Genomic DNA, 21,596 nt, shown 5'->3' with positions numbered 1-21,596 from the left:
GTGCTGCCCGCCATGGAAATCAACCCGATCCTTAACACCATCAAGGACCTGTCCGAGCGCTCCGAAACTATTCGGGGGTATCTTTGACTACGATCAAAAGCATGAGCGTCTGACCGAAGTCAATCGCGAGCTTGAAGATCCGAGTGTCTGGAACAAACCTGAATACGCCCAGGAATTGGGTCGCGAGCGCGCTGCGCTGGCGCAGATCGTCGACACCCTCGACGAATTGAATGCCGGTCTGGCCGATTGCCGAGACCTGCTGGACATGGCCGTCGAAGAAAACGACGAAGGCGCAGTGGGCGATGTCGTCGCCGAGCTGGCCCGTCTCGAGGAAAACCTCGCCAAGCTTGAATTCCGTCGCATGTTCAGCCACGAAATGGACCCGAACAACGCCTACCTGGATATCCAGGCGGGTTCCGGCGGCACCGAAGCCCAGGACTGGGCCAACATCCTGTTGCGCATGTACCTGCGCTGGGCCGACAAACGCGGTTTCGACGCCACCATCATGGAACTGTCGGCCGGTGAAGTCGCCGGTATCAAGGGCGCGACCGTGCATATCAAGGGCGAATACGCCTTTGGTTGGCTGCGTACCGAGATCGGCGTGCACCGCCTGGTGCGCAAGAGCCCGTTCGACTCCGGCAACCGTCGCCATACTTCGTTCTCTGCGGTGTTCGTCTCGCCGGAGATCGATGACAAGGTGGAAATCGAGATCAACCCGGCCGACCTGCGGATCGACACCTATCGCTCCTCCGGCGCCGGTGGCCAGCACGTAAACACCACCGACTCGGCCGTGCGTATCACCCACGTGCCGACCAACACGGTGGTCAGCTGCCAGAACGAACGTTCCCAGCACGCGAACAAGGACACCGCCATGAAAATGCTGCGGGCCAAGTTGTACGAGCAGGAAATGCAGAAGCGCAACGCCGCTTCCCAGGCGCTGGAAGACACCAAGTCGGATATCGGCTGGGGGCACCAGATCCGCTCCTATGTGCTCGACGCGTCGCGGATCAAGGATCTGCGCACCAACATCGAACGCAGCGATTGTGACAAGGTGCTCGACGGTGATATCGACGAATACCTGGAAGCCAGCCTGAAATCCGGCCTGTAATCCCTTGCCGGCGATCCCCGGCCGCAGGCCGGGGACAACGAACCTGATGGAAGATTTAAAGACATGAGCGACCAACAACTCGACCCGCAAGCCCTGCAACAGGAAGAAAACTCCCTGATCGCCCTGCGCAAGGAAAAGCTTGCTGCCGAGCGCGCCAAGGGCAATGCCTTCCCCAACGACTTCCGCCGCGACAACTACTGCGATGCCTTGCAGAAACAGTACGCGGACAAGACCAAGGAAGAGCTGGCAGAGGCTGCAATCCCGGTCAAGGTTGCCGGTCGCATCATGCTCGACCGTGGCTCGTTCCTGGTGATCCAGGACATGACCGGGCGTATCCAGGTCTACGTCAACCGCAAGACCTTGCCTGCCGAAACCCTGGCCGCGGTGAAAACCTGGGACATGGGCGACATCATCGCCGCCGAAGGCACCCTGGCCCGTTCCGGCAAGGGTGACCTGTACGTCGAAATGACCAGCGTGCGCCTGCTGACCAAATCCCTGCGCCCGCTGCCGGACAAGCACCACGGCCTGACCGACACCGAACAGCGCTACCGCCAGCGCTACGTTGACCTGATCGTCAACGAAGACGTGCGCCAGACCTTCCGCGTGCGTTCGCAAGTCATCGCGCACATCCGCAGCTTCCTGATGAAGCGCGACTTCCTCGAAGTCGAAACGCCGATGCTGCAGACCATTCCTGGCGGCGCCGCAGCCAAGCCGTTCGAAACCCACCACAACGCGTTGGACATGGAAATGTTCCTGCGTATTGCCCCCGAGCTGTACCTCAAGCGCCTGGTGGTGGGCGGCTTCGAGAAAGTTTTCGAGATCAACCGCAACTTCCGTAACGAAGGCGTTTCGACCCGTCACAACCCAGAATTCACCATGTTGGAGTTCTACCAGGCTTACGCCGACTACGAAGACAACATGGACCTGACCGAAGAACTGTTCCGCGAGCTGGCGCAGTTGGTCCTGGGCAGCACCGACGTACCGTACGGCGACAAGGTGTTCCACTTCGGCGAGCCGTTCGTGCGCCTGTCGGTGTTCGATTCGATCCTCAAGTACAACCCTGAGTTGACCGCTGACGACCTGAACGACATCGACAAGGCCCGTGCCATTGCCAAGAAAGCCGGCGCCAAGGTGCTGGGTTTCGAAGGCCTGGGCAAACTGCAGGTGATGATTTTCGAAGAGCTGGTGGAGCACAAGCTCGAACAGCCGCACTTCATTACCCAGTACCCGTTCGAAGTGTCGCCGCTGGCCCGTCGCAACGACGACAACCCGAACGTCACCGACCGTTTCGAGCTGTTCATCGGCGGCCGCGAAATCGCCAATGCTTACTCCGAGCTTAACGACGCGCAAGACCAGGCCGAGCGCTTCATGGCCCAGGTGGCCGACAAGGACGCCGGCGACGACGAAGCCATGCACTACGACGCCGACTTCGTCCGCGCCCTGGAGTACGGCATGCCGCCGACGGCGGGCGAAGGTATCGGCATCGACCGCCTGGTGATGTTGTTGACCAACTCACCGTCGATCCGCGATGTGATCTTGTTCCCGCACATGCGGCCACAAGCGTGACCGTAGCGTAATCCGAAGCCGCCTTATATAAGGCGGCTTTTTTATGCGGCGTCTATAAGCGTCAAGCGAACAGCGCCAGATTTTGATCAATGCAAGGATGTGTGTGGTGAACCGCGTAATGGCTCAAGAAGGCGCCGCCGGCATTGCGGCTGCCGTGGCTGAAAGTGTCCAGTACCAGGGCCGCAAGGCCAGTCGCCGGGGCAGCGAGCAACGTCGGCAAGACATTCTCGATGCAGCGATGCGCATCGTGGTGCGTGACGGAGTGCGCGCCGTGCGCCATCGCGCCGTGGCGGCGGAGGCGGGTGTGCCGCTGTCCGCAACCACCTATTACTTCAAGGATATCGATGATCTGCTCACGGACACTTTTGCCCAATACGTCGAACGCAGCGCGGCCTACATGGGCAAGCTGTGGGTGCGCAATGAGGGGCTGCTGCGCGAAATGGTCGCTTATGGTGATGGCAGCCCCGAATCCCGTTCGCAATTGGCCGATGATATTGCGCGACTGACCGCCGATTACGTCTTGCGCCAGTTGACCAACCGTCGCGAGTACCTGATGGCCGAGCAGGCGTTTCGTCAGGAAGCACTGCTCAACCCGCGCCTGGCCGAGCTGGTGCGTTCCCACCAGCAGATTCTGTTGCAGGGCACCGGGCAGTTTTTCCAGGTACTGGGCTCTCGCGAGCCGCAACAGGATGCCAAAGTGTTGACGGCGATTATCGGTCGGATGGAGTATCAGGGCCTGCTTGACGGTCTGGAGCCGCTGACCGGTGAAGAGATGCTCGCGATTCTCAAGCGATACATGCATTTGGTGTTGGCCTCGGTCTGACACTACGCTCCAGGTAACACTCACCTTGCACCTGCAGCGCGCGAGCCGATAACGTTTATAGAGGAAGCACCAGGTGGACGATTACCAGCAGACGATACGCACCTTGTCTGATCGCATTGTGCTGGCGCAAACACCGATTCGCGTCCTTGACGCCGTGAAGTGGGACGAAAATATTCGCCAGGGGTTTCTCAAGGCCAAGGGCAAGGCCATGCCTGCCGTGGATCGTGATTACTACCTCAACCGACCGTTGTCGTTCGATTCCAGCGCCGTGAAGCTGGAGTTCCAGAACATCGAGCGGGATATTACCCGCCGTCTCGGCCAATTCAGCCCGGTCGGGCAGATCATGCGCCGCATGTGCCGCGAGTACCGCATGGTCGTGCGCATGCTCGAAGCCCGCGGCACCGAGGATTTCGGCCTGATTTCCCAGGAGCTGTACGGCGCCGCCTCCGATGCGTTCCATGCCGGCGACCCGACCCTGGCGGACCTCGGCCTGATGCTCTCCGACTACCTGAACAATATCGACGGCCGTGGCGACCTCAAGGACGAAGCCAAGACCCTGACGGCCAAGGATGCCGTCGCCTTGCTGCAAACCCGCTTGAATAAAGTGTTTGGCGAGGCCGAGGAAACCATCCGTGTGTTCGAGTCCGACGGTATCGTCGCCGACGCTGCGGCGGGGGCCGACTACATCAAGATCCGCGCCGACGCGATGTTCAACGAGCGCGATGTGCGCGCCCTGGAGGTGCATGAAGGTCTGGTCCACGTCGGCACCACCCTTAACGGCCTGAACCAGCCGATCTGCACGTTCCTGTCCAAGGGCCCACCGTCGTCCACCGTGACCCAGGAAGGCTTGGCGATTCTGATGGAAATCATCACCTTCGCCTCTTACCCAAGCCGCTTGCGTAAATTGACCAACCGCACCCGCGCCATCCATATGGTGGAAGAGGGCGCCGACTTCCTGCAGGTGTTCGAGTTCTTCCGCGAGCAGGGCTTTGAGATGGCTGAAAGCTACGGCAATGCCAGCCGGGTGTTCCGAGGTTCGGTGCCGACCGGCTTACCGTTTACCAAGGATCTGTCCTACCTCAAGGGCTTTATCATGGTCTACAACTACATCCAGCTCGCCGTGCGCAAAGGCAAGCTGGAACAAGTGCCGCTGCTGTTCTGCGGCAAGACCACCCTGGAAGACATGCGCACCTTGCGCCAACTGGTCGACGAAGGCCTGGTGGTACCGCCCAAATACCTGCCCGAGCAGTTTCGCGACATGAACGCGTTGGCGGCCTGGATGTGCTTTTCCAACTTCCTCAACCACTTGAGCCTGGACCGGATCGAGGCCGATTACTCCAATATTCTTTAGGGTGTTGGCCTGTGGAGGCTTTAACGGATGAGAGTCCTCGGCATTCTGTGCCTGTTACTGACATTGAGCGGCTGCAGTTCGCTGCTGTTCTATCCCGAACCCGGCCTGCCGTTCACGCCGGAAAAAGCGCACCTGCACTACCGTGACGTCACCCTCACGACCGCTGACGGGGTAAAACTTCACGCCTGGTGGTTGCCGGCCAAGCCCGGCGTGCCGCTCAAGGGCACGGTGCTTCACCTGCACGGCAATGGCGGCAACCTGGCCTGGCACCTCGGTGGCAGTTGGTGGTTGCCGGAGCAGGGCTATCAGGTGTTGATGCTCGACTACCGTGGCTACGGGTTATCGGAGGGTAAACCGTCATTGCCGGCGATTTACCAGGATATCGATGCGGCCTGGCAATGGCTCGATCAAGCGCCTGAAACCCGGGGCCAACCCCTGGTTATCCTGGGGCAAAGCCTGGGCGGTGCGCTGGCGGTGCATTACCTGGCCGCGCACCCGGAGCGTCAACCCCAGCTGAAGGCCTTGGTGCTGGATGGCGTGCCCGCCAGTTATCGTGACGTAGGGCAATTCGCCTTGAGCACTTCCTGGTTAACATGGCCGTTCCAGGTGCCGCTGTCCTGGCTGGTGCCCGACGCCGACAGTGCGATCAACGCCATGCCGGCGCTGACCGGTGTACCCAAGCTGCTGTTCCATAGCCTGGATGACCCGATTGTGCCGCTGGCCAACGGTATCCGCTTGTATCAGGCCGCGCCGCCGCCGCGTGTATTGCAACTGACCCGTGGCGATCATGTGCAGACCTTTGCCGACACGACCTGGCAGACCGTGATGCTGCGTTATCTGGACGACCCGCAGCACTTCAACGGCCTGCGCCGCCTGGGCGAGATCCCGAATTATCCGACTCCTAAAGTTGATTCATCAGAGAGCCCGCAATGAGTGAAGAACGCAACATGATCCCACTGATCCTCACCGGTATCGGCACCATCATCGGTACCGTCGGTTGCCTGTGGTTTTATGGCTACCTGCATTTCGCCAAGCCGGAGGACGCATTGCTTCTGAGCGATTTCACGATGCTCAAGACCGTGCCGGGAGAGGATTACAAAATCTCCCTGACCCCGGCCGCGCAAGTGGCGCAGTGCGTTGACGGTGTGCTGGTGATGTTTGACACCGATCAGAAGGGCCTCAGCGGCGTGCTGGTCAACAACAAGAAACAGGCTGTGCGCTGCCTCGGCCAGGAAACACCGCAACTTCAGCAGTAAATCGCTCCAATTAACCGTTTCTGAAATATCTGGAACCGTATTGCGTAAGACGCCACTCAATGCCCAGTCAGCGGTGCTGACGGGTAACTTACGAATAATCAGCCAGGGGGGAAGTCACGGTGAATATCGGTGCGATCAGTAGGATGTTGGACATGGCCCGGGCGCAGCAGATTCTGGATGAGTGCAGCGAGTGCGAGGCTGAGTCGCCCCAAGCGAAGCGAGATGAACTGAAGCGCAAGCTGGAGTTTGATCCTTTCGGCGCCGACGAAAATAAACCCCAGATCCAGTACTGAACGAAAAAACCCACCGTCTCCGGTGGGTTTTTTTATCCAGCTTCAATCAATCAGTTAGCCAGGCTGGAGCGCGGCTTGACTGGCTGGTTGTCGTTGGAGATGGTCACTTCAACGCGACGGTTCATGGCACGGCCCGATGCGCTGCCGTTGTCGGCAACCGGGTATTCCTTGCCGTAACCCTGGGTCACGATGCGCGAGATATCCACGCCTTGTTGAGCCAGTGCACGTTGTACCGAAGCGGCACGACGCTCGGACAGGCTCTGGTTGTACGAATCGGAACCGGTGCTGTCGGTGTAGCCTTCGACGATCACTTTACGGTCCGGGTTATCGCGCAGGAACTGCGCCAGTTTGGTGATGTTGACCAGGCCGCTGGATTTCAGGTCGGACTTGTTGGTGGCGAACAGCACGTCACCGAAAGTCACCAGGGTGCCACGATCGGTCTGCTTGGCGTTCAAGCTGTCTTGCAATTGCTTGATCTGCGCATCACGGGCTTGCAGCAGGGCGCGGGCACGTTCGTCACCGGCGTTTTTCAGCTTGGCTTCGGATTCACGCAGCACGATGGTGTCTTTGGCCACTTCAACGCGCTGGTTGGTCAGGTAGGCCAACTGGTCGACTTTCTTCTCGTCTTCCTTGTCACGGTAGGCTTTTTCAGCCTTGTCCAGCCAATCGCTGGCGTCCTTGGTTTCCAGGGCCGCCAACTTGGTGGCTTGCGGGTTGGTCTGCAAAGCCGCGAAATTGGTCTTGGCGTTTTCCAGATTCTGGTTCGGTGGGGTGGAGCACGCCGCCAGAGCAACGCTCATTGCCAACAGGGCAGGGATCATCAGTTGTTTACGCATAATCGTGTCGTCCTTTCAATTCGATTTCGGGTGCATTGCAATCAGGGGCGGCGGCTTATTGCTGCTTGATAACAGCTGGGCGCATGCCTTCCTGACGCAGCTCCTGAACAGCTTTCTCGGAGTCCTTCACGGCCTGTTGAGCTTTGGCGGCCTGGGCTTTGCGCTCTGCAACGCGAGCGTCCCATTCGGCTTGTTCAGCCAACTGACGGGCTTTGTCGTAGTTCTTGTCGTGCATGGCGATTTCGGCTTCTTTGAGCTTGTCCTGGGCCGATTTCATTTCCACAGCCGCGAACTCGGTACCGCCAGCGCTGACTGCGCTGTTAACAGCCGATTGAGTCACCGCATATTGCTCAGTCGGAGGGTTGCCTGCGCAACCCGCCAGTACGAAGCTGGTGCCGATCGCCAGCGCGGCCAATTTGAGCCCGCGCAGGTGGTTAAACGAGGATTTGGCAGTGCTGGTTTTCATCGTCTTCAACTCCATTGGATAACTCCTGAAAAACATCAAAATCCACTTCGTTGGTCAGCGGTTGGGGCCCGGCGGTAAAGCTCGAAATGCCCTTTCAAACGGCCGTTCCAAGTTGATGGCTTACTGGCTGTGACCTGAGGCTTTTTTCAAAAGTTCAGAGAAGATGGCGATTTGCCTAAAAAAATATTTGACTGACTGGTCAGCGTTTTGAAGAGGGAACTTTCGTCGCGCGCAGCGGTACTCCGAGCCTGTGAAAGGCCCGGAATACAAGGGGTTTACCGGTTTTTAGAGTGGTTCGTCAGTGCTTCTGTTTATCGGCACTTGCCGAAAAATCATGCAGATAGCGTCGCGACAGGCTGAGAAAGCGTGGGGTAGGGCCGACGTCCTCATACAACGGATCGCCCTCTTCATCGGTGGCAATCACCTGTTGACCCTTGACGTACGGAAAGCTGGCTTCGAGCTCTTCAAGGGCGGCGCCGATCAGTTCGCCGAGCAGTTCTTCGGTGTGGCGCTTGGGGTACATCTCGGCAATGGCGGCCAGCCTCGCGGCGGCCTCCACATCCAGATGGATCGCGTATTCGGTTTTGGTCATGCGACCCTTGGCGGTTTCTTCCCAATGCTGGGCCAGTTCTCGAATTTTCATGGCTACCTCAATATGCCCGCGGGTTACGGGCGCTGATGAGTGACCAGTCGCTGATGTGGATAACACGGCGACTCATAGTTGAGACTAGCTGCAATTCATAAGGTTTAAAGCCTTGTCAGAAACCGACGTCGGCGGCACTCTTGAACCCCTGCGCGTCCCGGATTTCTGGCTGGAGATTGGCTGATGAGTGATATCGATGCACGCTTGCGCGAGGATGTTCACCTGCTGGGTGAGCTGTTGGGCAACACCATTCGAGAGCAGTACGGTGATGATTTTCTCGACAAGATCGAGCAGATCCGCAAAGGCGCCAAGGCTGACCGGCGAGGGGCTGGCGATGAATTGAGCGCCAGCCTGAACCAGTTGCAGGAAAATGAACTGCTGCCCGTGGCGCGAGCCTTCAACCAGTTCCTTAACCTGGCCAACATCGCCGAGCAGTACCAGCTGATTCATCGACGCGATGAGTCGCAGCCGGCACCCTTCGAGTCCCGGGTACTCCCGCAATTGCTGGCCCGCCTGCAACGCGAAGGTCACAGCAACGAGTCCCTGGCCCGCCAATTGGCGCGGCTGGAGATCGAACTGGTGCTCACGGCCCACCCCACCGAAGTCGCCCGTCGTACCCTGATCCAGAAGTACGATGCGATTGCCGCGCAACTGGCCCTGCAGGATCACCGTGATCTCACCACGGCCGAGCGCGAGCAGATCCGCGAGCGCCTGCAACGGCTGATCGCTGAAGCCTGGCACACCGAAGAAATCCGCCGCGTACGGCCCACCCCGGTGGATGAGGCCAAATGGGGCTTTGCGGTGATCGAGCATTCGTTGTGGTACGCCATTCCCAATTATCTGCGCAAGGCCGACAAGGCGTTATTCGCCGCTACCGGATTGCATCTACCCCTGGAGGCGGCGCCGATTCGTTTTGCCTCGTGGATGGGCGGGGATCGCGACGGTAACCCCAACGTCACCGCACCGGTCACCCGTGAAGTGCTGCTGCTGGCACGCTGGATGGCGGCCGATCTGTATCTGCGTGATGTCGACCACCTGGCCTCGGAGTTGTCGATGCAGCAAGCCAGCCCGGCATTGCAAGCCAGGGTCGGTGACAGCGTCGAACCCTATCGCGCCTTGCTCAAGCAACTGCGTGAACGGCTGCGCGCCACGCGCCAATGGGCGCACACCGCGTTGACGGCCGCCACGCCGGCCACCGCCGAAGTGCTGCAAAACAACCGCGAGCTGCTGGAGCCGTTGGAGCTGTGCTACCAGTCGCTGCATGAGTGCGGCATGGGCGTGATCGCCGATGGGCCGCTGCTCGATTGCCTGCGCCGTGCGGTGACATTCGGCTTGTTCCTGGTGCGTCTCGATGTGCGTCAGGATTCCAGTCGACATTCGGCGGCCATGACCGAAATCACCGATTACCTTGGCCTCGGCCGCTATGAGGACTGGGACGAAGAGGCCCGTATCGCCTTCCTGATGAAGGAGTTGGCCAATCGCCGGCCCTTGTTGCCGGGCTACTTCAAACCCTCGGCGGAAACCGCTGAGGTGTTGAATACCTGCAAGGAAATCGCTGCCGCCCCGGCGGCGTCGCTGGGCTCCTATGTCATCTCCATGGCGGGCGCCGCGTCGGATGTGCTGGCGGTGCAATTGCTGCTCAAAGAGTCGGGCGTTCAACGCCCGATGCGTGTGGTGCCGCTGTTTGAGACCCTGGCCGACCTGGATAACGCCGGTCCGGTGATGGCAACGCTGTTGCAGTTGCCGGGCTACAGGGCGCGCCTGCAAGGCCCGCAGGAAGTGATGATCGGCTACTCGGACTCGGCCAAGGACGCGGGCACCACAGCCGCTGCCTGGGCGCAGTACCGGGCGCAGGAACGCCTGGTGGATATCTGCCGCGAGCAACAGGTGGAACTGCTGTTGTTCCATGGTCGCGGCGGCACCGTCGGCCGTGGCGGCGGCCCGGCTCACGAGGCGATTCTGTCGCAGCCGCCGGGTTCGGTGGCGGGGCGCTTTCGCACCACTGAACAAGGCGAAATGATCCGCTTCAAGTTCGGCCTGCCCGACATTGCCGAGCAAAACCTCAACCTTTACCTGGCGGCCGTACTGGAAGCCACCCTGCTGCCTCCGCCGCCACCCGAGCCTGCCTGGCGTGATTTGATGGACGAACTGGCCGCCGACGGTGTCAGCGCCTACCGCGCCGTAGTGCGGGACAATCCGCAGTTCGTCGAGTACTTCCGCCAATCCACGCCGGAGCAGGAACTGGGGCGCCTGCCTTTGGGCAGTCGCCCGGCCAAACGGCGTGCGGGGGGCATTGAAAGCCTGCGCGCCATTCCGTGGATCTTCGGCTGGACCCAGACCCGCCTGATGTTGCCGGCCTGGCTGGGCTGGGAGGCCGCCTTGAGCAAGGCGCTGGAACGCGGCGAAGGTGAGTTGCTGGGGCAGATGCGCGAACAGTGGCCGTTCTTCCGCACGCGCATCGACATGCTGGAAATGGTGCTGGCCAAGGCCGATGCCGACATTGCCCGCCTGTATGACGAGCGTTTGGTGCAGCCTGACCTGTTGCCGCTGGGTGCGCACTTACGCGACCTATTGTCGCAGGCATGCAGCGTGGTACTTGGCCTGACCGGTCAGTCGCAACTGCTGGCCCATAGCCCGGACACCCTGGAGTTCATCCGTCTGCGTAACACCTACCTCGACCCTCTGCACCTGCTGCAGGCCGAGTTGCTGGCACGCTCGCGTCAACAGGAAGCCGAGCAAGACAGCCCTCTGGAACAGGCGCTGCTGGTGTCCGTGGCCGGTATTGCCGCCGGCTTGCGCAATACCGGCTGAAGTTTTCCAAGTGTTCTCAACGGCTTGCAGATGAACCACGACGGCCGCCCGGAAACGGGCGGTCGGCGTTTGTGCCGGCGGGTTGCACTCAGGCATACCCTACCTATGACGCATGTCCGGCGCGGGTTCCTGCGACTTTTGGCGGCTTGTATGGTGACGGCCCGCTGTGTATCTTGATCAGCCTTTGGCCGTTTGATTCGGCCTGGACCCACATATTCAAGCTTCATATTTCTACGAGATTTGCCCCTACGCGGCGAATCCGGGCACCATCTCTATAAAAAATTGAGGAGCACATCGATGCGCGTCATTCTGCTGGGAGCTCCCGGGGCCGGTAAAGGTACTCAGGCGAAGTTCATCACTGAGAAGTTCGGCATTCCACAAATCTCCACCGGCGACATGCTGCGTGCTGCCGTCAAGGCCGGCACCGAGCTGGGCCTGATCGCCAAGAGCGTGATGGACAGCGGCGGCCTGGTCTCCGATGACCTGATCATCAACCTGGTCAAGGAACGCATCAGCCAGGAAGATTGCAAGAACGGTTTTCTGTTCGACGGCTTCCCGCGCACCATTCCCCAGGCTGAAGCCTTGGTGAAGGCCGGCGTGGAGCTGGATGCGGTGGTTGAAATCGCCGTCGAGGACGAAGAGATCGTGCAACGTATCGCCGGTCGTCGCGTTCACGAAGCCTCGGGTCGCGTGTACCACACCGTCTACAACCCGCCCAAGGTTGAAGGCAAGGACGATGTCACCGGCGAAGACCTGGTGCAGCGCAAGGACGATACGGAAGAAACCGTGCGCCATCGTCTCTCGGTCTACCATTCCCAGACCAAACCGCTGGTGGACTTCTACCAGAAGCTGTCCGCTGCACAGGGCAAGCCGAAGTACAGCCACATCCCTGGCGTCGGTTCGGTAGAAGCCATCACCGCCAAGGTGCTGCAGGCTCTGAGCTGATTCATTGATCAGCTTCATCTACAACGGCCCGCTTGCGGGCCGTTGTTGTTTATACTGGCGCACTTTTTTCGACTTGGACACCCACACCGATGAGCACCCTGCTGGCCCTGGACACCGCGACTGAAGCTTGCTCCGTTGCCTTGCTGCACGATGGCAAGGTAACGAGCCACTACGAGGTGATCCCGCGCCTGCATGCGCAGAAGCTGTTGCCGATGATCAAGCAACTGCTTGAGGAGGCGGGCACCACGCTTGCTGCCGTGGATGCCATCGCCTTCGGCCGTGGCCCTGGTGCATTCACCGGCGTGCGTATTGCCATCGGCGTGGTACAGGGCCTGGCGTTTGCGTTGGAGCGCCCGGTGTTGCCGGTTTCCAATCTCGCGGTGCTGGCCCAGCGCGCGCTGCGTGAGCACGGTGCGACCCAGGTCGCGGCGGCCATTGATGCGCGCATGGATGAAGTGTATTGGGGATGCTATCGCGAAACCGCCGGGGAAATGCGTCTGGTGGGGAGTGAAGTGGTTCAGGCGCCAGAGGCGTCCGTATTGCCCGATGACGCCCAAGGCGATTGGTTCGGTGCCGGCACCGGCTGGGGTTACGGTGAGCGTCTCGGCGTGAAGACCGTCGGCCAGGCCGCCGATATGTTGCCGCATGCGCAAGACTTGCTGACCCTGGCGCGTTTCGCTTTCGAGCGCGGCGAAGCCATCCCGGCCGATCAGGCGGCACCGGTTTATCTTCGCGATAAAGTGGCGCAGACCAAGGCCGAACGCGGGATTATTTGACGTCAAAAAGGCGGGATTTGGCCGACAAATTTCGCCAATCGTCAGAATTTGCGCGGGTTTCTAAACCTTTTACAAATTATGTGTTCTAGTTAGCACCAGAGCATTTGCGCGCCATGGAAAGTGCCGCTAAATTGCCATCATCGATTCCGAGTCTGCATGTATGCGTATAGACGGATTTTCCTCACAGTCCTACCCCATCAAACGCAAGCCACGTAAGGCGAGCGTGACGGTAGACGAGTCCGTTGAAGATTCGCCGGACTTCATTGAGTTACAGTCCGACTCGCCCTCCAACGCCCAGGGTTCCACAGGCTCGCGTATCGGCGGTCTGCCTGCCCGCCAGCAAGACATGGTCTTCCCGCGCTCCATGAGCAAAAGCGTCGCCACCGCCCTGGCCAGCTACCTGACCACCGCCGGCTTTGTCGAATGGGATATGGAAGTGCTGGGTCTCGATATCCACATCTGATGCGCCTGCCTTACTACATCGGTTGCCCTTCCTGGAGCGAAAACGCCTGGCGCGAGTATTTGTACCCGGCCGATGCGCGTTCCGGCGATTACCTCGCGCTGTACTCCCAGGTTTTCAACGCCGTTGAAGGCAACACCACATTTTATGCCCGCCCCTCGGCCGCCACGGTGCAACGCTGGGCTGAAATCATGCCTGCGGATTTTCGCTTCACCGCCAAGTTCCCCGGCGATATCAGCCACGGTGGTGACTTGCGTGAGCAATTGCCGGCGGCGGAAAGCTTTGTCGGTTTGATGAGCCCGTTGGGCGAGCGCATTTCACCGTTGTGGCTGCAACTGCCGGCGACCTTTTCGCCACAGCGCCTGGGTGAACTGGCCGGGTTCATCGATGGCCTGGAGCGCCCGCTGGCGGTGGAAGTGCGTCATCCGGAATTCTTCGCCAAGGGTGATGCCGAGCGGATGCTCAACCGTTTGTTGCGTGACCGTGGTGTCGAGCGTATCTGCCTGGATCCTCGCGCCCTGTTCAGTTGCACCTCCACCTCGGCCGCGGTGCTGCATGCCCAATCGAAAAAACCCAAGGTGCCACCGCGCCCGGCGGCGCTCACCCAGTTTCCTCAGGTACGGTTTATCGGCCATCCGGAACTGGAGGCCAATGACCCGTTCCTGATCCCTTGGCTGGAAAAGATCGCCGGCTGGATCGAGGAAGGGCGCACGCCCTACGTGTTTCTGCACACGTCGGATAATCGCCTGGCCGCGCAACTGGCACTGCGTTTTCACGCCAAATTGATGGTGCGCCTGCCAGGCCTGCCGCCTTTGCCGACCTTGCATCGAGAACCCGCAGCGGAGCAACTGGGGTTACTCTAAGGCTCCTTTTTCCGACAGGAGTGAGCCATGGACGCACAAGCCCTGCGCGCCGATACCTTCAAGGCCCTGCATGAAGGTGATCGCGCCTTCGTCATGCCCAATCCGTGGGACGCCGGTTCCGCCATCATGCTTGCCAGCCTGGGTTTTGAAGCCTTGGCCACGACCAGTGCCGGGTTTGCGTTCAGCCTGGGACGGCCGGATGCCGAGGGCGCGCTATCGCTGGAAGACACCCTTGGCAATGCTTCAATGATTGTCCGGGCGACTTCCCTGCCGGTGGCGGCCGACCTCGAAAACGGCTTCAGCGACACCCCCGAAGGCTGCGCCCAAACCATTTTGCGGGCGGCGGCCACGGGCATCGTCGGTGGCTCTATCGAAGACGCCACCGGCATCGCGGCCGACCCGATCTACCCATTCGATTTATCGGTTGAGCGTGTTGAGGCGGCTGCCGCGGCTGCGCGCAGCTTGCCCTATGCCTTCACGCTGACGGCCCGCGCAGAAAACCTCCTGCACGGGCGCCTGGATCTGCCTGACACCATTCGCCGCCTGCAAGCCTACGCCGAAGCCGGCGCCGATGTGTTGTATGCCCCGGCGTTGCGCACTGCCCAAGAGGTGTTGGCAGTGGTCAAGGCGGTCGCGCCCAAGCCGGTGAATGTGTTGATGTCCGGTGGCTTGAAATTGAGCGTGGCGCAGTTGAGCGAGATGGGAGTGCGGCGTATCAGCGTCGGTTCGGCTTTGGCCCTGGCGGCCTATGGCGAGTTCTACCGGGCGGCGCAGGAAGTGTATGGGGCGGGCACGTTCGAGTTCACCGAACGCAAGATGCCGTTCAGCCAGGCCAATGGGTTTTTCAAGCGTTGAATCAGGCGGCCAGGCGCAGGTTGTTGAGGATCAGTGGGCGCGCCCAGTGGTAATCGAAGTCCAGCGCCTTCTGTTGCGCCTCCAGCTCTTGCGGTGGGTACGGCGTGGCTGGCGGTGGCAGCAGGTCCAGTTCGAACTCGGCAATCGGCAGGTGCAGTGGGCGCGGTTGCGGTGCGGGGCCAGGTTCAGGCAGTGGTTGGCCGGCGTTCAGCACGAGCGGGCGAACCCAGCCGCTGTCGAAATTCTGTTGGCGCTGCTGGGCGACAATTTCTTCTGGCGCAAAAGGTGTGGCGGGAGGCGGCAGCAACTCGGTTTCGAATTCGGCGATCGGCAGGAACAGCGGCTCAGGTGGGGCGATTTCGGTGTCTATCACGTCGCATTCACGCTGGGTGAGGATCTGCGCCAACAGATCGGCGCCTTCGCTGGGTCCTACCGCAGGGTCCAGGGTTGCAGGCGCCTTGATGGCCAGCGCGTTCGGTGAATCACCAAGCTGTTCGGCCAACGCGCGGGCGAAGAAGTCCTGCCACACATGACTCACCCCGGCCAGCGCTTGAGTATTGCGCAGGCCGTAATGGTTGTGGGTCGGCAGTACACCGATGGTTAGGGGAAGAATGTCTGACATTTTTCTCGGTCGACGCTCAGCTCTGGCAAAATACCTGACTGTTGGTTTTATCGGCCAGTGTTGGCCGATCCTTAATATTTTTGAGCGTAGCGATTGATGAGCGAACAACCAGCGGCCAGCCGCATTCGGGTCGAGGCCTTGGCCGAAGGTTTCCAGGCGCGTGCCGAGCAATGGGCTGAGCAGCTTGGGCTGCCGTTGCAGCTGGAGGCGGCGGACTTTTCCCTGCAGGTCGGGGAACAGGGACTGCAACTGCAACAGCTTGGGCCTGACGCACCGGGGCCGGTGCGTGTGGATTTTGTCGAAGGCGGCGCGGCGCACCGGCGCTTATATGGCGGTGGCAGCGGGCAGATGATCGCCAAGGCCGTGGGCATCGCCCAGGGCGTGCGCCCGCGTGTGCTGGATGCCACGGCCGGGCTGGGCAAGGATGCGTTCGTACTGGCGAGCCTGGGCTGCGAGATGAGCCTGATCGAGCGTCAACCGCTGATCGGCGCTTTGCTCGAAGATGGCCTGGCACGTGGCGCGGATGATTTCGAGGTGGCGCCGATCGTGGCGCGCATGCAGTTGCTCAAGGGCAACTCCATCGACGTGATGCTCAATTGGCAAGGCGAGCCACCCCAGGTGATCTACCTGGACCCGATGTTCCCCCACCGTGAGAAAACTGCCCTGGTAAAGAAAGAAATGCGCCTGTTCCGCCCCTTGGTGGGCGATGATCCGGACGCGCCGGCGTTGCTCGCGGCCGCACTGGCCCTGGCCAGCCACCGTGTGGTGGTCAAGCGCCCACGCAAGGCGCCGTGTATTGAGGGGCCCAAGCCGAGCCATGCGTTGGATGGCAAGTCCAGCCGGTATGATATTTACCCGAAGAAAGCGCTCAAGCCCTGAATCTTTATGGGCCTTGAGGGCCTCATCGGGAGCAAGCCCCCTCCCACACTTGAGTGTATTCACAAATCAAATGTGGGAGGGGGACTGCCCCCCGATGAGGCCACCCGGATAACACCCGGGCTCAGGCCCGATAAGCCCGCATAAACAACCCCACCACTTCCTGCACATGGGCTTCGGCGGCTTCCTCGCTCAGTTGTCCGCCGCAGCCGTATAGCAAACAGAAGTTCGCCGTGCCCTTGAGCAGGCAGAAGAAATGTTCGGCTGCCGTAAACGGCTTATCGATGCTCAGGGCGCCGCTCTGGTCGATCTTGCCGAGCAGGCGCTCCATCCCCTGGAGCATGCGCATGGGGCCGGCTTCGAAGAAGATCTGTGAGAGTTTCACGTCCTGATTGCCGGTGGTCATCATCAGGCGGTGCAGGTTCACCGATTCTGCGCTGTTGATCAGCCGATGAAAGCCCCGTGCGATGTTCAGCAGCACGGTCTCCACGGGCACACCTTTGGGGAGCTCGAAATACATCACCGGTAACTGTTCTTCGCACGTGGCCACCACGGCAGCGGTGAACAGGGTTTCTTTGTCGGTGAAATGGCTATACACGGTCAATTTTGACACGCCGGCCTCAAGGGCCACGGCATCCATGCTGGTACTGGTGTAGCCATTGCTCAGAAACAGGGTTTTCGCTGCTTCGAGGATTGCCTGGCGTTTTGCCATGTCCTTGGGACGCCCGGGGCTATTGGTGTTCACAGGATTGTCGGACATTTTTACCTTTAATACTGGACTGGCGAGTTTGGTATTAATAACATACTGGCCAGTATAATTATTCCTAGCTTCATTTGCGAAAGGTCCTTCAGCATGCGCAGCACTTTCCTGCCCCTTGCGTTGCCTGCCAGCCTGGCCTTCCTGTTGGCCGCCTGCGGCCATGAGGAAGCGGCCCAAACCACCATCCGCCCGGCTATGGTGGTGCAACCACAGCCATCCGCACAGGCGATGGAAAGTTATCCGGGTGAAGTGCGTGCCCGTTACGAGCCGGACCTGGCCTTTCGCATCGGCGGTAAAGTCAGCAAACGCCTGGTGGAGGAGGGTGAGCGGGTCAAGGCCAATCAACCCCTGGCCGAACTCGACCCCCAGGACGTGCGCCTGCAACTGGAAGCCACCCGCGCCCAGGTGGCCGCCGCCGAGGCCAACCTGAGCCTGGTGCGTGCCGAGCGTGATCGCTACAAGACCCTGATGGATCGTCAGATGGTCAGCCGCTCCCAGTACGACAATGCCGAAAACCTCTACCGATCCGGTGAGGCGCGCCTCAAGCAGATCAAGGCCGAGTTCGACGTGTCCAGTAACCAGGCCGGTTACGCCGTGTTGCGCGCGCCGCAGGACGGTGTGGTCGCCAAGCGTGCAGTGGAAGTCGGGCAAGTGGTGTCAGCCGGCCAGACCGTGTTCACCCTGGCCACCGACGGCGAGCGCGAAGTGTTGATCAGCCTGCCTGAACAAGGCTTTGGCCGGTTCAAGATCGGTCAGCCGGTGTCGGTCGAATTGTGGAGCCAGCCGGACCAACGCTTCACCGGGCACATCCGTGAGCTGTCCCCCGCTGCAGACCCCAAGTCGCGGACCTTCGCCGCCCGTGTTGCCTTCACCGGCGGCAAAGTCCCGGCCGAACTGGGCCAGAGCGCTCGCGTTTTCATCCAGGCCGAGGGCGCGGTCGCGCTGTCGGTGCCGTTGTCGGCCCTCAGTGCAGAGAATGGCGCCTCCTACGTCTGGCGCGTGCAACCCGACAACACCCTTAAGCGTACTCCGGTGCGCATCGGTGCCTTCGGCGAAAAAACCGTACCGGTGCTGGAAGGCCTGGCGCCCACCGATTGGGTGATTGCGGCGGGCGTGCATGTGCTCCATGAGGGCCAGCAAGTGCGCCCGGTGGACCGCTCCAACCGCGTTGTGAATCTGGCGACCAAGGAGTAGTCCCCGATGGGTTTCAATCTTTCCGAATGGGCGTTGCGTAATCGCCAGATCGTACTGTTCCTGATGATCCTGCTGGCGGTGGTCGGCACCCTGTCCTACACCAAGCTGGGGCAAAGCGAAGACCCGCCGTTTACCTTCAAGGCCATGGTGATCAAGACCAACTGGCCCGGGGCCACGGCCCAGGAGGTTTCGCGGCAGGTCACCGAGCGCATCGAGAAAAAACTGATGGAGACCGGCGACTATGAGCGCATTGTCTCGTTCTCGCGCCCCGGCGAGTCCCAGGTCACCTTTATGGCCCGCGACTCGATGCACTCCGCGCAGATTCCGGAGTTGTGGTACCAGGTGCGCAAGAAGATCAGCGACATTCGCCAGACGTTGCCGCCGGATATCCAGGGGCCGTTTTTCAACGATGAATTCGGTACCACCTTCGGCAACATCTATGCGCTGACCGGCGACGGCTTCGACTATGCCGTGCTCAAGGACTACGCCGACCGTATCCAGATTCAACTGCAACGCGTGCCGGATGTGGGCAAGGTCGAGCTGCTGGGCCTGCAGGACGAGAAAATCTGGATCGAGCTGTCCAACCTCAAGCTCGCCACCCTCGGCTTGCCCTTGGCGGCCGTGCAGCAAGCCTTGCAGGAGCAGAATGCGGTCTCCACGGCGGGCTTCTTTGAAACCCCGACCGAGCGCGTACAGCTGCGAGTGTCAGGCAACTTCAAGACCGTGGAGGAGATTCGCAACTTCCCGATTCGCGTCGGTGACCGTACCTTCCGTATTGGTGACGTGGCCGACATCCACCGCGGCTTCAACGATCCACCGGCGCCGCGTATGCGCTACATGGGCGCCGACGCGATCGGCCTGGCCGTGGCCATGCGTGACGGCGGCGACATTCTGGTACTGGGCAAGGCCCTTGAAGGGGAGTTCGCGCGCCTGCAGAAGAACCTTCCCGCAGGTATGGAACTGCGCAAGGTGTCGGACCAGCCGGCGGCGGTGAAAACCAGCGTCGGCGAATTCGTCCAGGTGTTGGCCGAGGCATTGGCCATTGTATTGCTGGTGAGCTTTTTCTCCCTTGGCCTGCGCACCGGCATGGTGGTGGCCCTGGCGATTCCGCTGGTGTTGGCGATGACCTTTGCCACCATGTATTACCTCGGCATCGGCCTGCACAAGATCTCCCTTGGCGCTTTGGTACTGGCGCTGGGCTTGCTGGTGGACGACGCGATCATCGCCGTGGAAATGATGGCGATCAAAATGGAGCAGGGCTACGACCGGCTCAAGGCGGCGAGCTTTGCCTGGACCAGCACGGCGTTTCCGATGCTTACGGGGACGTTGATCACGGCGGCGGGCTTCCTGCCGATTGCCACTGCGCAATCGAGTACTGGCGAATACACCCGCTCGATCTTCCAGGTGGTGACCATCGCACTGTTGGCGTCATGGGTCGCCGCCGTGGTGTTTGTGCCGTACCTGGGGGAAAAGCTCCTGCCGGACCTGGCAAAGATTCACGCAGCCAAACACGGCGCCGATGGCCCTGATCCCTACGGCACACCCTTCTACCAACGAGTAAGAGGTCTGGTTGAGTGGTGTGTGCGTCGGCGCAAAACCGTGATCGTCCTGACCTTGCTGCTGTTTATCGGCTCGGTTGCGTTGTTCCGCTTCGTGCCGCAGCAGTTCTTTCCGGCTTCGGGGCGCCTGGAGCTGATGGTCGACCTGAAGCTGGCCGAAGGCGCGTCCCTGAGCAACACGGCCGACCAGGTCAAACGCCTGGAAGCCTTGCTCAAGGACCACGCCGGCATCGACAACTATGTGGCCTATATCGGCACCGGTTCGCCGCGTTTCTACCTGCCGCTGGACCAGCAATTGCCGGCGGCCAGCTTTGCGCAATTTGTGGTGTTGGCCAACACCATTGAAGAACGTGAAACCCTGCGCACCTGGCTGATCGAAACCCTCAACGAACAATTCCCAGAGCTGCGTTCGCGGGTCACACGCCTGGAGAACGGCCCGCCCGTGGGGTACCCGGTCCAGTTTCGCGTGACGGGCGAGCACATCGAAGAAGTGCGTGCCCTGGCGCGCAAAGTCGCCGCCAAGGTTCGCGAAAACACCCACGTGGTCAATGTGCACCTGGACTGGGAAGAGCCAAGCAAGATCGTCTACCTCAACATCGATCAGGACCGCGCCCGTGCGCTCGGTGTCAGCACCGCCAACTTGTCGAAGTTCCTGCAGAGTTCGCTGACTGGTTCCACCGTCAGCCAGTACCGTGAGGACAACGAGTTGATCGAAATCCTCCTGCGCGGCACCGTGCATGAACGCACCGAACTGTCGTTGCTGCCCAGCCTGGCGGTGCCGACCGACAACGGCAAAAGCGTAGCATTGTCGCAGATCGCCACCCTTGAATATGGCTTTGAAGAGGGCGTCATCTGGCACCGCAACCGCCTGCCGACCGTGACCATCCGTGCCGACATCTATGGCAAGGAACAACCTGCGACCCTGGTCCAGCAAATCCTGCCGACCCTTGAGGGTGTGCGTGCCGAACTGCCGGATGGTTACCTGCTCGAAGTGGGCGGCACCGTCGAAGACTCCGCCCGTGGCCAGAACTCGGTGAAGGCCGGCGTGCCGTTGTTCATCGTGGTGGTGCTGACCTTGCTGATGTTGCAGCTGCGCAGTTTCTCACGCACTGCCATGGTGTTTCTGACGGCGCCACTGGGCTTGATCGGCGTGACGTTGTTCCTGCTGGTGTTCCGCCAGCCCTTCGGCTTCGTGGCCATGCTGGGCACCATCGCGCTGTCAGGGATGATCATGCGTAACTCGGTGATCCTGGTGGACCAGATCGAACAGGACATCAAGGCGGGTCTCGCGCCGTGGCAGGCGATCATCGAAGCTACCGTGCGACGCTTCCGACCGATTGTACTGACTGCGCTGGCGGCAGTCCTGGCGATGATCCCGCTATCGCGCAGCGTGTTCTTCGGGCCAATGGCCGTGGCGATCATGGGCGGGTTGATAGTGGCGACGGCGTTGACACTGTTGTTTCTGCCGGCCCTTTACGCGGCTTGGTTTCGAGTCAGGAAGGATGCCTGACCTGCTTGCGTAGCTGAAGGTAG

General features: G+C 60.7%; 21 protein-coding genes. 16 read left to right on the top strand and 5 right to left on the bottom strand.

Features of this window, described 5'->3' with window-relative positions; translation table 11 throughout:
- Positions 1-12: 12 nt before the first annotated feature.
- From prfB to ACQRBT_RS03080, 7 genes are all read left to right on the top strand, one after another.
- Positions 13-1,108 (top strand): peptide chain release factor 2 gene (prfB, locus tag ACQRBT_RS03110; protein ID WP_104995687.1). Its coding sequence is split into 2 segments (ribosomal slippage): positions 13-84 and positions 86-1,108, totalling 1,095 coding nucleotides; the frame shifts between segments, so codons are not numbered across the junction.
- Between the two features lie 63 nt (positions 1,109-1,171).
- Positions 1,172-2,674, top strand: a complete 1,503-nt coding sequence (gene lysS, locus ACQRBT_RS03105; protein ID WP_104995688.1) for a lysine--tRNA ligase — start codon at positions 1,172-1,174, stop codon at positions 2,672-2,674.
- 106 nt (positions 2,675-2,780) lie between these two features.
- On the top strand, positions 2,781-3,497 hold the full coding sequence (locus ACQRBT_RS03100; RefSeq protein WP_174554022.1) for a TetR/AcrR family transcriptional regulator: 717 nt from the start codon (positions 2,781-2,783) through the stop codon (positions 3,495-3,497).
- Between the two features lie 73 nt (positions 3,498-3,570).
- On the top strand, positions 3,571-4,848 hold the full coding sequence (locus tag ACQRBT_RS03095) for a flavohemoglobin expression-modulating QEGLA motif protein (RefSeq protein ID WP_060754006.1): 1,278 nt from the start codon (positions 3,571-3,573) through the stop codon (positions 4,846-4,848).
- A gap of 27 nt (positions 4,849-4,875) precedes the next feature.
- Positions 4,876-5,781, top strand: coding sequence for an alpha/beta hydrolase (locus ACQRBT_RS03090; protein WP_060754007.1), 906 nt, complete (start codon positions 4,876-4,878; stop codon positions 5,779-5,781).
- Positions 5,778-6,104: a hypothetical protein gene (locus tag ACQRBT_RS03085; protein ID WP_060754008.1), complete on the top strand. Its 327-nt coding sequence runs from the start codon at positions 5,778-5,780 to the stop codon at positions 6,102-6,104. The genes ACQRBT_RS03090 and ACQRBT_RS03085 overlap by 4 nt, the downstream gene beginning before the upstream one ends.
- A gap of 152 nt (positions 6,105-6,256) precedes the next feature.
- On the top strand, positions 6,257-6,397 hold the full coding sequence (locus ACQRBT_RS03080) for a hypothetical protein (RefSeq protein WP_158510685.1): 141 nt from the start codon (positions 6,257-6,259) through the stop codon (positions 6,395-6,397).
- Between the two features lie 50 nt (positions 6,398-6,447).
- Here ACQRBT_RS03080 and ACQRBT_RS03075 read toward each other — a convergent pair whose 3' ends face one another.
- From ACQRBT_RS03075 to ACQRBT_RS03065, 3 genes are all read right to left on the bottom strand, one after another.
- A complete protein-coding gene (locus ACQRBT_RS03075) occupies positions 6,448-7,233 on the bottom strand; it encodes an OmpA family protein (RefSeq protein ID WP_060754009.1) in 786 nt (261 codons plus the stop codon).
- 55 nt (positions 7,234-7,288) lie between these two features.
- A complete protein-coding gene (locus ACQRBT_RS03070; protein ID WP_060754010.1) occupies positions 7,289-7,714 on the bottom strand; it encodes a DUF4398 domain-containing protein in 426 nt (141 codons plus the stop codon).
- A 283-nt stretch (positions 7,715-7,997) separates the two neighbouring features.
- Positions 7,998-8,342 (bottom strand): pilin assembly protein, encoded by a 345-nt coding sequence (locus tag ACQRBT_RS03065; RefSeq protein ID WP_161549868.1) that lies wholly within the window; start codon positions 8,340-8,342, stop codon positions 7,998-8,000.
- A 183-nt stretch (positions 8,343-8,525) separates the two neighbouring features.
- On the opposite strand from ACQRBT_RS03065, the gene ppc reads away from it, so the two are divergent.
- From ppc to ACQRBT_RS03035, 6 genes are all read left to right on the top strand, one after another.
- A complete protein-coding gene (gene ppc / locus ACQRBT_RS03060; protein ID WP_412046678.1) occupies positions 8,526-11,153 on the top strand; it encodes a phosphoenolpyruvate carboxylase in 2,628 nt (875 codons plus the stop codon).
- 297 nt (positions 11,154-11,450) lie between these two features.
- Positions 11,451-12,098 carry an adenylate kinase gene (gene adk / locus ACQRBT_RS03055; protein ID WP_010212617.1) on the top strand — a complete coding sequence of 216 codons (648 nt, stop codon included), beginning with the start codon at positions 11,451-11,453 and terminating at the stop codon, positions 12,096-12,098.
- 89 nt (positions 12,099-12,187) lie between these two features.
- Positions 12,188-12,874 (top strand): tRNA (adenosine(37)-N6)-threonylcarbamoyltransferase complex dimerization subunit type 1 TsaB, encoded by a 687-nt coding sequence (gene tsaB / locus ACQRBT_RS03050; protein WP_060754013.1) that lies wholly within the window; start codon positions 12,188-12,190, stop codon positions 12,872-12,874.
- A 160-nt stretch (positions 12,875-13,034) separates the two neighbouring features.
- Complete coding sequence (locus ACQRBT_RS03045; protein WP_060754014.1) at positions 13,035-13,337, top strand: hypothetical protein; 303 nt, start codon at positions 13,035-13,037, stop codon at positions 13,335-13,337.
- Complete coding sequence (locus ACQRBT_RS03040; protein ID WP_090366420.1) at positions 13,337-14,197, top strand: DUF72 domain-containing protein; 861 nt, start codon at positions 13,337-13,339, stop codon at positions 14,195-14,197. The genes ACQRBT_RS03045 and ACQRBT_RS03040 overlap by 1 nt, the downstream gene beginning before the upstream one ends.
- Positions 14,198-14,224: 27 nt before the next feature.
- Complete coding sequence (locus ACQRBT_RS03035; protein WP_060754016.1) at positions 14,225-15,052, top strand: isocitrate lyase/PEP mutase family protein; 828 nt, start codon at positions 14,225-14,227, stop codon at positions 15,050-15,052.
- A gap of 1 nt (position 15,053) precedes the next feature.
- Here the strand turns inward: ACQRBT_RS03035 and ACQRBT_RS03030 are convergent, their stop codons facing one another.
- On the bottom strand, positions 15,054-15,674 hold the full coding sequence (locus tag ACQRBT_RS03030; RefSeq protein WP_412046677.1) for an energy transducer TonB: 621 nt from the start codon (positions 15,672-15,674) through the stop codon (positions 15,054-15,056).
- Positions 15,675-15,770: 96 nt separating this feature from the next.
- Here ACQRBT_RS03030 and ACQRBT_RS03025 point away from each other — a divergent pair, with 96 nt between their 5' ends.
- Entirely contained in the window at positions 15,771-16,553 is a 783-nt protein-coding gene (locus tag ACQRBT_RS03025) for a class I SAM-dependent methyltransferase (protein ID WP_060754018.1), read from the top strand.
- A 121-nt stretch (positions 16,554-16,674) separates the two neighbouring features.
- On the opposite strand, the gene ACQRBT_RS03020 is transcribed toward ACQRBT_RS03025, so the two are convergent.
- Positions 16,675-17,310, bottom strand: coding sequence for a TetR/AcrR family transcriptional regulator (locus ACQRBT_RS03020; protein WP_060754019.1), 636 nt, complete (start codon positions 17,308-17,310; stop codon positions 16,675-16,677).
- A 93-nt stretch (positions 17,311-17,403) separates the two neighbouring features.
- Here ACQRBT_RS03020 and ACQRBT_RS03015 point away from each other — a divergent pair, with 93 nt between their 5' ends.
- Positions 17,404-18,504, top strand: coding sequence for an efflux RND transporter periplasmic adaptor subunit (locus ACQRBT_RS03015; protein WP_060754020.1), 1,101 nt, complete (start codon positions 17,404-17,406; stop codon positions 18,502-18,504).
- A 6-nt stretch (positions 18,505-18,510) separates the two neighbouring features.
- On the top strand, positions 18,511-21,573 hold the full coding sequence (locus ACQRBT_RS03010; RefSeq protein ID WP_104995697.1) for an efflux RND transporter permease subunit: 3,063 nt from the start codon (positions 18,511-18,513) through the stop codon (positions 21,571-21,573).
- Positions 21,574-21,596 lie beyond the last annotated feature (23 nt).

This window comes from Pseudomonas sp. R19M, assembly GCF_050312585.1.
In the GTDB taxonomy this organism is placed as follows: domain Bacteria; phylum Pseudomonadota; class Gammaproteobacteria; order Pseudomonadales; family Pseudomonadaceae; genus Aquipseudomonas; species Aquipseudomonas palleroniana.
Note: the sequence above shows the minus strand (reverse complement) of the source record. Positions and strands in the feature narration are given on the sequence as shown.

What these genes read in the sequence shown, in the direction of transcription:
- ACQRBT_RS03085 (WP_060754008.1), top strand. Translation starts at nt 5,778, where the DNA reads ATGAGTGAAGAACGCAACATGATCCCACTGATCCTCACCGGTATCGGC.
- ppc (WP_412046678.1), top strand. Translation starts at nt 8,526, where the DNA reads ATGAGTGATATCGATGCACGCTTGCGCGAGGATGTTCACCTGCTGGGT.
- ACQRBT_RS03070 (WP_060754010.1), bottom strand. Translation starts at nt 7,714, where the DNA reads ATGGAGTTGAAGACGATGAAAACCAGCACTGCCAAATCCTCGTTTAAC.
- ACQRBT_RS03035 (WP_060754016.1), top strand. Translation starts at nt 14,225, where the DNA reads ATGGACGCACAAGCCCTGCGCGCCGATACCTTCAAGGCCCTGCATGAA.
- ACQRBT_RS03015 (WP_060754020.1), top strand. Translation starts at nt 17,404, where the DNA reads ATGCGCAGCACTTTCCTGCCCCTTGCGTTGCCTGCCAGCCTGGCCTTC.
- tsaB (WP_060754013.1), top strand. Translation starts at nt 12,188, where the DNA reads ATGAGCACCCTGCTGGCCCTGGACACCGCGACTGAAGCTTGCTCCGTT.
- ACQRBT_RS03075 (WP_060754009.1), bottom strand. Translation starts at nt 7,233, where the DNA reads ATGCGTAAACAACTGATGATCCCTGCCCTGTTGGCAATGAGCGTTGCT.
- ACQRBT_RS03090 (WP_060754007.1), top strand. Translation starts at nt 4,876, where the DNA reads ATGAGAGTCCTCGGCATTCTGTGCCTGTTACTGACATTGAGCGGCTGC.
- ACQRBT_RS03020 (WP_060754019.1), bottom strand. Translation starts at nt 17,310, where the DNA reads ATGTCCGACAATCCTGTGAACACCAATAGCCCCGGGCGTCCCAAGGAC.
- ACQRBT_RS03045 (WP_060754014.1), top strand. Translation starts at nt 13,035, where the DNA reads ATGCGTATAGACGGATTTTCCTCACAGTCCTACCCCATCAAACGCAAG.
- ACQRBT_RS03030 (WP_412046677.1), bottom strand. Translation starts at nt 15,674, where the DNA reads ATGTCAGACATTCTTCCCCTAACCATCGGTGTACTGCCGACCCACAAC.
- ACQRBT_RS03080 (WP_158510685.1), top strand. Translation starts at nt 6,257, where the DNA reads ATGGCCCGGGCGCAGCAGATTCTGGATGAGTGCAGCGAGTGCGAGGCT.
- ACQRBT_RS03040 (WP_090366420.1), top strand. Translation starts at nt 13,337, where the DNA reads ATGCGCCTGCCTTACTACATCGGTTGCCCTTCCTGGAGCGAAAACGCC.
- ACQRBT_RS03010 (WP_104995697.1), top strand. Translation starts at nt 18,511, where the DNA reads ATGGGTTTCAATCTTTCCGAATGGGCGTTGCGTAATCGCCAGATCGTA.
- adk (WP_010212617.1), top strand. Translation starts at nt 11,451, where the DNA reads ATGCGCGTCATTCTGCTGGGAGCTCCCGGGGCCGGTAAAGGTACTCAG.
- lysS (WP_104995688.1), top strand. Translation starts at nt 1,172, where the DNA reads ATGAGCGACCAACAACTCGACCCGCAAGCCCTGCAACAGGAAGAAAAC.
- ACQRBT_RS03065 (WP_161549868.1), bottom strand. Translation starts at nt 8,342, where the DNA reads ATGAAAATTCGAGAACTGGCCCAGCATTGGGAAGAAACCGCCAAGGGT.
- ACQRBT_RS03025 (WP_060754018.1), top strand. Translation starts at nt 15,771, where the DNA reads ATGAGCGAACAACCAGCGGCCAGCCGCATTCGGGTCGAGGCCTTGGCC.